The organism is Halodesulfurarchaeum formicicum (genome assembly GCF_001886955.1).
Classification (GTDB): domain Archaea; phylum Halobacteriota; class Halobacteria; order Halobacteriales; family Halobacteriaceae; genus Halodesulfurarchaeum; species Halodesulfurarchaeum formicicum.
On record NZ_CP016804.1, the window covers coordinates 604,950 to 617,409 of the forward strand.

The 12,460-nt window shown below is 65.2% G+C and carries 12 protein-coding genes; 3 read left to right on the forward strand and 9 right to left on the reverse strand.

Annotation, left to right across the window (positions count from 1 at the left end; translation table 11 throughout):
- Together HSR6_RS03155 and HSR6_RS03160 are read left to right on the forward strand one after the other, a co-directional pair.
- On the forward strand, positions 1–1,002 hold the full coding sequence (locus HSR6_RS03155; protein WP_071932788.1) for a glycosyltransferase family 2 protein: 1,002 nt from the start codon (positions 1–3) through the stop codon (positions 1,000–1,002).
- A 139-nt stretch (positions 1,003–1,141) separates the two neighbouring features.
- On the forward strand, positions 1,142–3,103 hold the full coding sequence (locus HSR6_RS03160; RefSeq protein WP_083426086.1) for a VWA domain-containing protein: 1,962 nt from the start codon (positions 1,142–1,144) through the stop codon (positions 3,101–3,103).
- 159 nt (positions 3,104–3,262) lie between these two features.
- Here HSR6_RS03160 and HSR6_RS03165 read toward each other — a convergent pair whose 3' ends face one another.
- The 9 genes from HSR6_RS03165 to HSR6_RS03205 all read right to left on the reverse strand — a co-directional run bounded on the left by HSR6_RS03165 (position 3,263) and on the right by HSR6_RS03205 (position 11,193).
- Positions 3,263–3,472, reverse strand: coding sequence for a pro-sigmaK processing inhibitor BofA family protein (locus tag HSR6_RS03165; protein WP_071932790.1), 210 nt, complete (start codon positions 3,470–3,472; stop codon positions 3,263–3,265).
- 115 nt (positions 3,473–3,587) lie between these two features.
- Positions 3,588–4,229 (reverse strand): HAD family hydrolase, encoded by a 642-nt coding sequence (locus tag HSR6_RS03170; protein WP_071932791.1) that lies wholly within the window; start codon positions 4,227–4,229, stop codon positions 3,588–3,590.
- A 5-nt stretch (positions 4,230–4,234) separates the two neighbouring features.
- A complete protein-coding gene (locus HSR6_RS03175) occupies positions 4,235–5,353 on the reverse strand; it encodes an ATP-grasp domain-containing protein (RefSeq protein ID WP_083426088.1) in 1,119 nt (372 codons plus the stop codon).
- On the reverse strand, positions 5,350–6,513 hold the full coding sequence (locus HSR6_RS03180; protein ID WP_071932792.1) for a glycosyltransferase family 2 protein: 1,164 nt from the start codon (positions 6,511–6,513) through the stop codon (positions 5,350–5,352). The genes HSR6_RS03175 and HSR6_RS03180 overlap by 4 nt, the downstream gene beginning before the upstream one ends.
- Entirely contained in the window at positions 6,506–7,276 is a 771-nt protein-coding gene (locus tag HSR6_RS03185; RefSeq protein ID WP_071932793.1) for a polysaccharide deacetylase family protein, read from the reverse strand. The genes HSR6_RS03180 and HSR6_RS03185 overlap by 8 nt, the downstream gene beginning before the upstream one ends.
- 126 nt (positions 7,277–7,402) lie before the next feature.
- Positions 7,403–7,987, reverse strand: a complete 585-nt coding sequence (locus HSR6_RS03190) for a metal-dependent hydrolase (RefSeq protein WP_071932794.1) — start codon at positions 7,985–7,987, stop codon at positions 7,403–7,405.
- 5 nt (positions 7,988–7,992) lie between these two features.
- On the reverse strand, positions 7,993–9,093 hold the full coding sequence (locus HSR6_RS03195; protein ID WP_071932795.1) for a DegT/DnrJ/EryC1/StrS family aminotransferase: 1,101 nt from the start codon (positions 9,091–9,093) through the stop codon (positions 7,993–7,995).
- Positions 9,090–9,707, reverse strand: coding sequence for an acyltransferase (locus HSR6_RS03200; protein ID WP_071932796.1), 618 nt, complete (start codon positions 9,705–9,707; stop codon positions 9,090–9,092). The genes HSR6_RS03195 and HSR6_RS03200 overlap by 4 nt, the downstream gene beginning before the upstream one ends.
- A 184-nt stretch (positions 9,708–9,891) precedes the next feature.
- Complete coding sequence (locus HSR6_RS03205) at positions 9,892–11,193, reverse strand: sulfatase-like hydrolase/transferase (RefSeq protein WP_071932797.1); 1,302 nt, start codon at positions 11,191–11,193, stop codon at positions 9,892–9,894.
- A gap of 266 nt (positions 11,194–11,459) precedes the next feature.
- Here HSR6_RS03205 and HSR6_RS03210 point away from each other — a divergent pair, with 266 nt between their 5' ends.
- A complete protein-coding gene (locus HSR6_RS03210; RefSeq protein ID WP_071932798.1) occupies positions 11,460–12,392 on the forward strand; it encodes a glycosyltransferase in 933 nt (310 codons plus the stop codon).
- Positions 12,393–12,460: the final 68 nt, after the last annotated feature.

Below are 12,460 nucleotides of genomic sequence, written 5' to 3' on the forward strand. Positions count from 1 at the left end.
ATGACGGTCGACCCGACGACCCCGCCGGAGCGCGGGGCAGTGGGGCTGTCGGTCGTCATCATCACCGAGAACGAGGAGGATCGCGTGCGGGAGTGTATCGAATCGGTGTTCGAGGCGTGTCGGGCCGTCCCGTCGTTCGAGGTCATCCTGGTCGACTCGGCCTCGACCGACCGGACCGTCGAGTACGCCGCCGAGTACCCGATCACGGTGCTTCGCATTCCCGAGGAGCATACCGTCTCCTGTGGGGCCGGTCGCTACGTCGGCGACCGCGTCGCGCGCGGCGAACTGGTGTTGCACGTCGACGGTGATATGACGCTGACCAAGAGTTGGCTCCCGCGTGCCATCGAACAGCTCGGCGACCCCCAGGTGGTCGCCGTCGAGGGGAACCTCGACACGTCCACCCAGACGGGCGTCAAAGACGTCGACAAGGTCGGCGGCGTCATGCTGTACGACGCGACCGCGCTCGCCGCGGTGGGCGGCTTCGATCCGTATCTGCTCGGCTACGAGGACGTCGACGTCGGCTTCCGGTTGAAGGAGGCGGGTTATCGCCTGGTCCGGCTCCCGGAGGTGTCTGCGGTCCACAACGCCGGGGAGGGGTTCTCCGAACCGGTCCAGCGCTGGCGACAGGGATATCTCATCGCACCCGGCCAGACGGTCCGAAAGTGGGCCCATTCCCCGTCGATGCTGTGGCGACTCATTCGCAGACAGCGGTACAAGGTGGCTCTCGGCATCTGGCTCGGTGTCGGCGTCCTGTCCCTTCTCTCCGGAACGATGCTTCTGGGGTGGCTGCTCCTGTCGCTGGTCGGGTTCGGCGTGGTGGCATCGAAGCTGGGAATTGTGGGTGCCGCCCGCATTTTCCTGGCAAAAGGGATGGGTGTCGTTGGACTCATCGAGGGACTGCGAACGCCGACGCCGCCCGCCGAGGAGTATCCACTCGACGCCGTCGAGGTCCTCAGGGAGGGCCAGGTGCACGAGGGGGCGATTGCGACTGACGACCGCTAGTATTCCGGCGGCCGTGCCCTGAAATTTCAACGCTCCGGTGGCCGGAAAGAACAGCTTACTCCTCGCTGTAGGGCTGCAACGACGGCTACCTGTCCGTAAGCTGTCGTTTACTACGGCTACCGATTTCCTTGTCCCCAGTATGGTACAGCAGAACAAACGAAAGCAGGAATTATCCCGGTTCGTTCCATCGGGGGCAAGCGCAGCGATACGCGTGTTGGGTGTCGTCTTGATCCTCCTCATTGGGATGTCGGTTGCCGGCATGGGTGGGGTGACTGCAGCCAACGGAGACAGCACCGTCGAAACAACCGAAAGCGCAGAATCGGCCGTCGACATCGTGATCGTTTTCGATCGTTCGGAGAGCACGAACGAGGATCGATACCACATGGCACAGGAGGTCGACCGGCTGGCCAGTCGGTTCGACGATGCAGGTATCGACGCTCGCTACGGCCTGGTCACCTACAACGAGGAAAACCGGATCGAACAGCCGCTGACCGGGGACTTCGCCAGCTTCGAGAAGGCCATGCACTTCCCCGAGTCGGGCCACGTGGAGAGAGCGTCCGACGCCATTCTGACGGCCACGAACATGGACTTTCGTGACGACGCCGAGCGGGTAATCGTGGTCGTGACCGACGAGGACGACGATAGCTCGAATGCGACCCGGTCCACGGCACTGTCGTCGCTGTCCGGGGTCGACTTCATCGCTGTCTCACCCGGAACGGCAGTGGAGAGTTCGAGTTTGTATCACTCGCCGCCGAGTGACAACCGCTCGGACAACGAACTCCGAACGATGGCGACCCAGGTCGATGGCGACTGGATCGACGAGGGCCAGTCCGCCGGTGTCATCGTTTCGGAAATCGCGACCATCGCCGAATCTACTGTCGACACCGAGGAGGACTCGTCACGTTACACTCCCCGTGAGTCCTCAAGTCACAGCCCCGCATACAGTACGGTCAACCACTCGGCCAACCGCACGACCGCCGAGGTCGGCGATCTGATTCGGTTCAACAAGACCATCGAGAACGTCGGGTCCGCCGATGGCAGCTACGACGCGTACCTCTCCCACGATGGGACCATTCTCGCCGAGCAGACGGTGTCGGTTCCCGAAGACGAGTCCCGGACCATCTCCTTCGTCCACCAGTTCGAGGAGGCCGGTGAATACGAGGTCCTCATCAGCCACGAACCGATCGCAACCGTCACCGTGACCGAACCGAACAACGTTACCGTCGACGTGCGGGCCGCGGCGAACGAGTCACGGGTGAACGGGACGATCACCGACGCCTGGACGAACGACACCGTCTCGATCCCGATGAACGACTCCGGGCTCGTTCCATCGGAGGTCGCGGTGATCGAGAACGTGACCGTCGCGGTCGGTGACGTGAACGTCACGCCCGCCCACGACGTCGCCTTTGACTTCGAGGTGCTCGCGAACGAGACGCCGCCGAACGGGACCGAGCCAGTGTCCGAGCACGTCGCCCAGGTCAGGTACCTGACCGTCAATAGCACGCTCGGGGCCGGCCTCGATGGCGTGGAATTCGAGTACGTGGCCTCGGCAAACGAAACGACGCTGTACGGCTACGATGCTGCAAACGCGACGTGGACGCCGCTGAATCAGACCGCCGTGAATGAAACGGAATCGATGTGGCACACCAACCGGAGTAACGCCTCGGTGTACGCTGTCGGGGTCCGTCAACCGTCGATATCGGTCACCGACGCGACGCTTGAAGCCACCGACATCGAAACTGGGGAGTCGACCACTGCGCTGGTGACGCTGTCGAACGAGGGTGTCGCAGCCGGAACCTTCAACGCCACCCTTCGAGTGAACGACCGCGCCCTCAGCGTCGAGCGGACCACCGTCCCCGCGGGGGAGAACCGGACCGTTACGTTCGCGGTCGCGCCCGAACAGCCCGGCGAGTACGCAGTCGAGGTGGTGGACGGGCCGTCGATGACCCTCCAGGTCGACGCGCCCCAGACGGAGACGCCGACCGCGACGAAAACGACGACCGTTCCTGACGCGAGTTTGACGTCGGTCCCAGGGTTCGGCGTCGGGGTCGCGCTAGTCGCGTTCATCGGTGCAGCGCTCCTCGCAGGCCGCCGCCGCTAACTCGCGAGGGAACTCCTGCGGGTCGAATTTTTCTTCGAGCTCTCTTTGGTCGCCGTCCGTTCCTGTTGCTAACCTGAATTTCCTCGGAACGGGCTCCGGCCAAGATTTCGGACCAAGCCCTCGCCAGCTATCTTTTTTCGATGTCACTATGCGGCGAGGTCAGAAGGGCAGGGTCGGGACGAGGGTGGCCATGAACGCCACATCAAGCAGTGCGAGGATAATCACGATCACCGCCCCGGGAACGCCCAAGACGGCACAGATGAGCAGCGTGAGGATCGATATCTCGACGCCCAGGCCGATCACGTTCGCCAGGATCAGGATGACGAGGCCCACGAGCGCGTTGTACAACAGCAGTTGCAGTGATTTCATACGTTCTCCTTCTCGGAGTGTGTAGTTTGTTATGTAGCTCTTAGTTGACACCTGGCTCCGGTAGGGCTGGCTAGTCGGTATCTATCTCGGGGCCAGGGCTCGCTCGACTACTCCGTCAAAAATAACAGAGGAGGCTGGCGAGTTCGTCGACCTCCCGGTCCGGGGCTGCCGCTGCCTCGGCCGGCTCGAGGTCGGCGTACCGGCCACGTCGCAGCCGTACCGTCTGCATGCCGAGGTCGTTCGGGACGCGAAAGTCCACTCGTGGGTCGTCGCCGATGTACGCGGTGTCCCACGGGGGGACCGACAGTTCGGATAGCATTCGTTCGAACACCGTGAGTTCGTGTTTCGACCGCCCGATCGTCGAGGTCACGAGTACCGCATCGAAGTACTCACGAATGCCTAACCGGCGGAGTTTCGCGTGGCCGCCACGACCGTCTGTAAGCAACCCTAGCTGGTGATTTGAGCCTAGCACCGAGAGGACATCCTCCGTGTCGTCGTACGGGGTGAGTGGCTCCGTTGCCGAGTGATAGGCCGTTACGAGATCATCGAGGAGGTCTGCGGGCAGGTCGTGTCGATCGAGCAGCCGGTCGAAGGTCCCGTCGGTGATCCCCGCCTCGAAGTAGAGTTCGTGGAGCTCATCGTGAAACGAGTCGCCGGTGCGGGCTTCGAGCAGGTCGGCGGCCGAGCGAAGCCCCGCCTCGGCGTACTCGTGATAATCATAGAGCGTGTCGTCCAGGTCGAAACAGACGGCTGTCACCGTCCTCATAACCCTGTCTTGGGCCCGGTGGTCTCCTCGGTGACGTGGAACGTCCGCCCGTCCGGTGATCGAAAGAGTTCGTTCCAGTAGCGGGTCATCTGCGTGCCCCACCGGACATCCACCGGCGGGATGGACTCGTCGAGGGCGTATTTTACACCGAGATACGGGAGGTTCGCCCCCGCGCCGACACACATGATGATCGTGCCGGAAACCCGCGGGTTGATCTCGATGATCTTCGGGGTCCCGTCCGCGTCGTACTTGAACTGGAGGTTGATGTTGTACTCCAGGCCCAGTTGCTTGGAGATCGCTGTCGCTTCCTCGATGAGTGGCTCGTTGTCCTCGACTATGCCCTGGAACGTGATGCCGGCCCGGGTTCGGGATCGGGTCCGTGGCACGACGGGACCGACTTCGTCGTCCATCGCGAGGAGGTCGACGCTGTACTCCTCGCCGGGGAGGTATTCCATGACCACCAGGTCGGGGAACGGGTCGGCCTCGGAGAGGACTGGCCGCACCTCCTCGAGGGTCGTCACCGCCTCGCCGGGTTTCTCGTCGAGCAACCTGGTTACCCGGTCGGTTCCCTCATCGAGGACGCGGAACCCCCGCATCCCGCTGGCGACCGTGGGCTTGAAACAGACCGGTCGGTCGGGATAGCCCAGCGCTTCCACGGCCTCGACGAACGACGCCTCGTCGGCCACTCGTCTGAAGTCGGGCGCGGCGTCAAAGCCGTTGGTAGCGAGAAAGTCATAGAGCGCGGCCTTGTCGTTGGCGGCCCGGAGCCCCTCGGGATCGGAGACCATCACGGTCGCCGGGACGGCATCGCGGTCGGCTGCGAGCGGTTGCAGTTCGTCGGTCGTCAGCGGGAGCACGACGTCGACGTCCTCGACTGTGGCGATGTCGGCGATCCGGCGGACGTACTCCTCGTCACTGCCCGCCGGGACCGTGTAGTGCTCGTCGACGAGGCCAAAGCCATACGCATCCGGATCCATGTCGACGCCGACGATGCGAATCGCCCGTTCGTCGACGCTGCGGAGGCTCCTGATGATGCCGGACGCACCTGGTGCGCCGGCGCCCGTCATGAGGATGGTCACATCTTCGTAGTCGCCTGTTTGTGTCGGGGTTGTCATCTTCTATCGCCCTCGGTGTCCGATTCCGTGTCGGGTGTCCGTTCGTCATCGGTGCCGCCATCGGCCTGGGCCGGGGACCGTGGGGCCCGCTCCTCGCTGCCCTCGTCCGGTTCGACTGCCTCCGTGTCGGCGTCACGCTCGCTTCCCGATTCGACCGCTTGGTCGGCTTCCTCGGGGGCCTGCTCGTCGGGCTCGATCTGTACTTCGAGGTGCTCGTTGTCCCGGCGATCGAGCATCGCGGCATAGAGGAACATCAGTGCCCCACCGACTGTCGCGAGGAACCACGAGCCGCCGTCACCGTCGCGACGAGTCAGGGCCGAGACGAGGCCAGCGATCCCGGCGCCGACGGTGCCGATTCCGAGTAGGTACAACGGGACGAGTGGCTCGAACCGCTGGAGCAGGTACTTCCGGCGGAGCCGCCAGAAAAACCCGCGGGCCAACATTGCCGAGACGCGTGGGATGTACTCTCTGTAATTGATGTGACTCTTCCAGCCCTCGCTGTAGGCGTAGTCCGAGGAGCGAGGCACGTCTCCGACACGGATGTCGGCGGCGTTCAGACGCACGAGCAGGTCGTTGCAGTAGCCGTAGTACTCGTACATTCCCTCGATGTCCGTCTCTTCGAGTGCGGAAAGCGAGATGGCGGTATATCCGTTCTGGGAGTCCATCGTCGCCCAGTAACCGCTGGCGACCTTCGTGAGATACGAGAGCACGACGTTGCCGAGCAGCCGAAACCGCGGCATTTCGGCGTAGTCCTCGGGACGCGAGAACCGATTGCCCTTCGTGTAGTCGGCGACCCCGTCCACGATCGGGTCGAGATACCTGGTGAGTTCGCTCGGGTCCATCTGGCCGTCGCCACCGAGGACGACTGTAAGATCCAGTTCCGCTTCGCGGGCCCGGAGATAGCCCGTCTTGATGGCCCCACCGACGCCCCGGTTTTGCTCGTGGCGGATGGGGACGACGAGGTCGTCGAATCGACCGTCGTGGGCCGCGTTGCGCTCGGTGGCGTGGCGACGGATCTCTGCCCAGGTGTCGTCGGTCGAACCGTCGTCGACGACGTACGCCTGGTCCAGGAACCCGGGCAGATCGTCGATTACCTCGCCGACGAACCCCTCCTCGTTGTAGGCCGGCACGACCGCGGCGACGGTGTGGTCTCTATACACTGGTCTGCCCTCCCGTCGACTCCGTTCCCACTTCCCCGTCCGGGATGAACTCCCGCTGGGCCTTGGCATTGGCGTGCCGACAGCTCCTGGTGACCGCTTGCTCGACCCGTTGGGTGAAGCTGCCATCGCTCTCACTCCACAGCCCTGGATGGGTCAGTATCTGTGCCGATTCTCCGAAGTCTCCGACGACCGGCGGGGCCGTTCGCCACCGCTGGCCGGAGTCTGCGACGTAGCTCATCTCCTCGAAGTACGCTGGACTGTACGCGTTCCGGATGTCCGCCAGGTCCCGGCTCAGCACCCACTCCGGCGGGGAGTGAAAGGAGACGGTCTCAACCGGGTCCGAAACGAGCGTTTCGAGGACCGCTCGCTCCTCGTCGACCCGCCGGTTGATCTCGGAATCCGCAGGTTCGTGGTCAGCTTCCCAGTACTCGTGGGTGCTGAAGTGGAGTGCGATCTCGTGGCCGAGAGATTCGATCTCGCGGATCTGCTCGCGCTGCTCCCGATCGAGCGGGTTGTAAAGCGCGGACGAGAGCAGGAAACAGTACGTCGTCGCGATCCCTCGATCGGCCTCCAGCAGGGCCATCCGCAGGGCGTCTCTGATCGAGAGGTCGACATCGTGTCGGATGACCACGGTTCCCGGGTCAACGCCGTCCGCGAACCGCCGAATCTCGTAGCCGGCCGCCTGAATCCGGTCCAGGAAGTCCTCGTACCAGCTGTAGGTGAACTCGACGGTTTCGGACGACTGGGTCCTCTGACTCGCCATTCTATCTGGAACCCAGGCCGATGAACGGGTTAGTAATCAGTCGCCTACCGAAAAAGTGGCGGGAGTAGGAGTATTCTACCCGGTCACCTCGCCGCTGGGTCGGGAAACAACCGTCGGCCAGCCCACTCAGCGCAGTCGGGACCGGACCGTGCCGACTGCTCGGGACAGGAGTGTCACTCCTGGTGCTCCATCGAATATCCAGAGTGCGATCGTCGCTGCCGGCAACAGCAGGTACAGGAGGACGACGTCCGTGATCGGCATCGTCACCAGTTCGGCAACGAAGTCCTCGAGGTAGGCCAGCCCGCGGCCGAGCCCACGGTCGATCTCGTAGGGTTCGGCCGCGGAGACGGGCCACAGCACCCGCCCCACCAGGATCGAATTGCCGTAACGGATCGGGTTCAGCACGTCGCCAAGCAGGTGTGTCCAGTAGCCGACGACGAACGCGACGGACACCCACAGGCGGTCGAGCCGGGATCCAAACAGGAGAACGCCCAGTCCGACAGGTATCGCCACGAACGCGGAATGGCCGATGGCGTACCCGCTCGGGAACCAGCCCAGCCCCCACGAGAGCGGCTTGTCGACGAGGTCTGGCACGAGGCTCGCGACCGCGAGGGCCACGACAGCGCCGTCCGACGGTGGGGGTCGACCCAACGCGCGGAGTCCAAGCGAGTACAGCAAGTAGCCGGCTGCGATGTGCTCCCACGGCCACATTCAGGTTAGCTCACCCGGCTGGCGGGCCCGACAGCCTCCCGGACCGCGGTGGCGACGTGGTCGACCTCGGCCGCCGAGAGCCCGGGATGGACCGGCAGCGACAGGACGGTGTCGGCCGCCCGGCTCGCAACCGGTGTGTCCGCCTCGTAGCCATCGTAGGCTTCGAGGTGCGGGATGAGTGTCGGGTAGTAGACCCCCGTGCCGACGCCGACCTCGTCCAGTCGCTCCCGGAGCTGATCGCGATTCTCGGTGCGGACAGTGTACTGGTGGTAACTGTGTCGGGCCCCCGCCGGTTCGGACGGAACGGTCAGTCCGGGAACGTCCTCGAGTCGGTCCGTGAGCCGACGGGCGTGCCGTCGGCGGGCCCGGACCCACTGTTCTAACTGCTCCAGCTGGACGGTCCCGATAGCGGCGGCGATGCTGGTCATCCGGAGGTTGTGACCAACGCGCTTGTGGGCGTAGACATCGTCCCCGGTGCGACCGTGGTTGGCGAAGCTTGCCCCCCGGTCGGCGACCGCCGGGTCGTCAGTGAGGACCATCCCACCTTCCCCGGTCGTCATGTTCTTGGTCGGATAGAAGGAAAAGGCCGCGGCGTCGCCGAACGTGCCGATGGACTGCCCACCGTAGCTGGCGCCGTGCGCCTGGGCCGCGTCCTCGATGAGGTGAACGTCCGCTTCGTTCGCGATGGCCCGGAAGGCGTCCATGTCGGCTGGGAGCCCGTAGAGGTGAACCACCAGAATCGCGTCGGCGTCGGTCGCTCTGACCGCCTCGCGGGCGCTCTCGGGGTCGAGGTTGTAGGTCGCCGGGTCGATGTCTGCAAAGACGGGTTCTGCCCCCACGAGCCGGATGGCGTTCGCGCTGGCAACGAACGAGAACGGGGTGGTGACGACGGTGTCACCGTCGCCGATCCCCAGACCCTCCAGTGCGACCTGGAGGGCGGCCGTTCCGTTGGCTGTCGCCACCGCGTGGTCGCTGCCGCAGTAGGTTGCAAACGCCGACTCGAACTCCCGGACCTTCGGGCCGTCGGCGACCATGCCGCCCTCGAGGACCTCCTGTACCGCCTCCTGTTCAGCGACGTCGAACGTCGGGTTGGCGATGTTAATCATGTTCGGTTCCCTCCCCGTAGCTCCTCGGGCAGCGGTCGATGCTCGGCCGGCACCCCGAGAGCGAGCCGACCCGGCGGGACGTCCTGTGTGACGACCGCACCGGCGGCGACGAACGCTCCCTCGCCGATGGTTACGTCCGGCAGCACAGTCGCGTTCGCCCCGACGGAGACGTTGTCCTCGAGGGTCGGTCCCGTCAGGTCGACGTCCTGCCGGAGCGGGTAGGGATCGTTCGTGAGGACCGCATTCGGGCCGAGGAACACCCGGTCACCGATCTCGCTCTCCGCCGGGACGTACACGCCGGTCTGAATGCTTACCTCGGAGCCGACCTGGATCCGGCTGTCCAGCACCGACTTCGTCCCGAGGACGACGTCGTCACCGACGGTCGTGTGTTCACGTACCATCGCGTCGTGGCCCGTCGTGAACCCGGACCCGATATCGACGTCACAGTAGATGGTCGTCCCGGACCTGATGGTCGATTCCGCACCGACGACAGCGGGCTCGGCGGTGTCATCGTACACGTAGCCGACGGTCGCACCGGGGTCGACGACGACGTTCTCGCCGAGTGCTGCTCGGGGCTCCTCGTTTTTCTCCTTGCGTGAATCTCTGCGGGTCATCCCATCACCCGGCTGTCAGTACTCCGTCGGTCGTCGACCGCATGCTGTCGTGTCATTGGTGGACCTCGTGATGCCGGCTGTCCGGTGGTCGAGGCGGTCCCCGACCGCTTGTGGGACCGTTCGGTTCCTCCGGCGTGATGAATCGAAAGCGGGTTCGGCGGTTTGTTATGCAGCGCCTACGGGCTCAGAGGCCGCCGCTGGTGGCGATGGCCCTGGCGGCTCGGGAGATGGCGGTCGTCTCCTCTCTTTGGCACTGGAATCGTGCCAGCCGTGCCCGGCCGTGTAGACACCGGTCGCGGTGGGTGTCGGCGACGTCGGTCGACTCACTGGGGTCTGCCTGTAGGTCGAACAGCGTCTCCCCGTCCTCGGTTTCGAGGTATTTGAACCGCCGGTCGCGCACGGCACGTTTGCTGCCGCCCTCGCTGGTGGCGACTGCGTTCGGTGTCGTGATGGCTTCGGGGTCGACGGTACCATCACGAGCGATCGACAGCGCCACGTCCGGGATCGTTGCCAGCGAGGCCGGATCGGCCACCGTGGCGTCGCTGCCCGCGTTGTGGACGAGATACGGGACGTGAACGTTCTCCTCGTAGAGCTGACGGTGATGGTGGCCGTAGTTGCCGTGTTCGCCGAACGACTCGCCGTGGTCGGCGTGGACGATCAGCGCCGAATCGTCCCCGGCGGCGTCGGTGTGGAGTCGGTCGAGGAAGGCATCGACCGAGCGGACCGTGTCCCGGTAGCTCGCCCGCACCGACTCGGCCGCGCCAGCCCCCATCGTGTCGCCGTTTCCACGCATCGCCGTCTCCGACTTGAGGGCGCTCGTGTAGGTCCCCAGCAGGGATTGCTCGGTGCGGTGGGCCCGGCCAGGGAGGAACGGGTAGTGCGTGTCCATCAGGAACACCCACAGGAAGTACGGCTCCGAGAGGTCCTGGCGGACCGCGTCCAGGTCGTCGTAGAACGATTCCCAGCGCGCGAAAAAGGAACTCCCAGTGAGCAAGTCAAGTGCGAGCTCCACCGGCTTGCTGTCCGTGTCGATCCCCGGAAGCCGGTCGGCGACGGCGCGCAGCCAGCCGCCGTTTACCCCGGAGAAATCCTCGAACACGTCGAACCCGCGGTCGAACCCCGACGCCGTGGACGCCCAGGGGTTCGGGCTGAAGCCTGCGGTCTCGTAACCGCGCTCGCGGAGCCGTTCCGGGAGCGAGGCGTACCGCCCCATGTGCTCGTCGAGGGCAGCGAGTCGGCGCTCCCAGTGGGTCGCCCCTGGATAGCGGTCGAGCGGCTCCGCCGGCCGTGGGTACCCGGTGAAGGCGACCGGCATCGAGGAGAACGTCTGGGGACCGGGCGCGACGGCCGTTTCGAAAGCGAGGCCCTCGTCGGCGAGCGCGTCCATCGTCGGCGTGAGGCCACGCTCGTCGCCGAGAAACCCACAGTGGTCTGCGCGCAGGCTGTCGATTGACACGAGGATGATGTTCTTCCGGTCGGCGGTCATGGGTGGTGTCCGGCGTCCGGTACCGAAGTGGTGGATCGCGTGCAGTGCATTCCCCTAGAGTCGGTCACTCGGAGGGCTTTGTTAGGAACCACCAACCCCGAGGGCTCGGGACGCGAGTCCGCCCGGAGACCGCGACCCCGCCACGTGACCCCGGTAATGTCAGCATAACTTTCCTCGTCGTTCCCGTCGGTCAGCCCACGAATCCGGCCCGTAGCCGAGGCACAGCCCCGGGTCGGCCGCCTTCCGGAACCGTGCCCGCACTCCCGATGAACGTGCTCAACCTCGTGACGAACCCGGACGCCCAGTTCTTCGAGCAGCAGGTCGAGACCCTCGCTGGTTTGGGAGTCAGTTCGGACGTCGTCGCGGTCCCGGGCGACCGGCGGACGACCGACGACACCGCCGAGCCGCGGTCGGTGCTGGACTGGTTGCAGTTCTACCCGCAGGTGCTCCGGGCCTCGCGTGGTGACTACGATGTCGTGCATGCCAACTACGGGCTGACCGCGCCAGCCGCGCTCGCCCAGCCGAGGCGGCCAGTCGTTCTCTCCCTCTGGGGGTCGGACCTGCTCGGCAGCGTCGGGTGGGTGAGTCGTCTGTGCGCGCGGGCGGCTGATGCTGTCATCGTGATGTCCGAGGAGATGGCGGCGGCACTCGATCCCATCGACAGCCACGTCATCCCTCACGGGGTCGACATGGAGCGGTTCCAGCCGCTCTCTCGGCGGGTCGCCCGCGACCGGGTCGGCTGGGACGGCGACGCCGCCCAGGTGCTTTTTCCCTACGCCGAGCGACGGGCGGTGAAGGACTACCCGCGAGCCGAGGCCGTCGTCGCCGCGGCTCGCGAGCAGTTCGACGGGGACATCGAACTCCGGACGCTGCACGGCGTGGCCCACGACCGAATGCCGCTCTACATGAACGCTGCCGACGCGCTGTTGCTCACGTCGAAAAGTGAGGGCTCGCCCAACTCCGTCAAGGAAGCGATGGCGTGTAACTGTCCTGTCGTGGCGACGGCTGTCGGTGACGTCCCCGCCTTACTCTCGGATGTCACGGCTTCACACGTCTGTCGGACCGACGAGGAACTCGTCGCCGGACTCATCGATGTCCTCGAACGCGGTGAGCGCTCCGATGGTCGGGCCCACGTCGAACCATACGGGCTCGACCGGATGGGCAAGCGCATCCTCGACGTGTACGAGTCGGTGCAGTAATCGACGGAAGGGCAGCGGACGGTAACTGCTCTGTTACCCGGACTAACGAAAGCTTACCGAGCGAGTTG

What these genes read in the sequence shown, in the direction of transcription:
- HSR6_RS03155 (WP_071932788.1), top strand. Translation starts at nt 1, where the DNA reads ATGACGGTCGACCCGACGACCCCGCCGGAGCGCGGGGCAGTGGGGCTG.
- HSR6_RS03160 (WP_083426086.1), top strand. Translation starts at nt 1,142, where the DNA reads ATGGTACAGCAGAACAAACGAAAGCAGGAATTATCCCGGTTCGTTCCA.
- HSR6_RS03165 (WP_071932790.1), bottom strand. Translation starts at nt 3,472, where the DNA reads ATGAAATCACTGCAACTGCTGTTGTACAACGCGCTCGTGGGCCTCGTC.
- HSR6_RS03175 (WP_083426088.1), bottom strand. Translation starts at nt 5,353, where the DNA reads ATGACAACCCCGACACAAACAGGCGACTACGAAGATGTGACCATCCTC.
- HSR6_RS03185 (WP_071932793.1), bottom strand. Translation starts at nt 7,276, where the DNA reads ATGGCGAGTCAGAGGACCCAGTCGTCCGAAACCGTCGAGTTCACCTAC.
- HSR6_RS03190 (WP_071932794.1), bottom strand. Translation starts at nt 7,987, where the DNA reads ATGTGGCCGTGGGAGCACATCGCAGCCGGCTACTTGCTGTACTCGCTT.
- HSR6_RS03195 (WP_071932795.1), bottom strand. Translation starts at nt 9,093, where the DNA reads ATGATTAACATCGCCAACCCGACGTTCGACGTCGCTGAACAGGAGGCG.
- HSR6_RS03200 (WP_071932796.1), bottom strand. Translation starts at nt 9,707, where the DNA reads ATGACCCGCAGAGATTCACGCAAGGAGAAAAACGAGGAGCCCCGAGCA.
- HSR6_RS03205 (WP_071932797.1), bottom strand. Translation starts at nt 11,193, where the DNA reads ATGACCGCCGACCGGAAGAACATCATCCTCGTGTCAATCGACAGCCTG.
- HSR6_RS03210 (WP_071932798.1), top strand. Translation starts at nt 11,460, where the DNA reads ATGAACGTGCTCAACCTCGTGACGAACCCGGACGCCCAGTTCTTCGAG.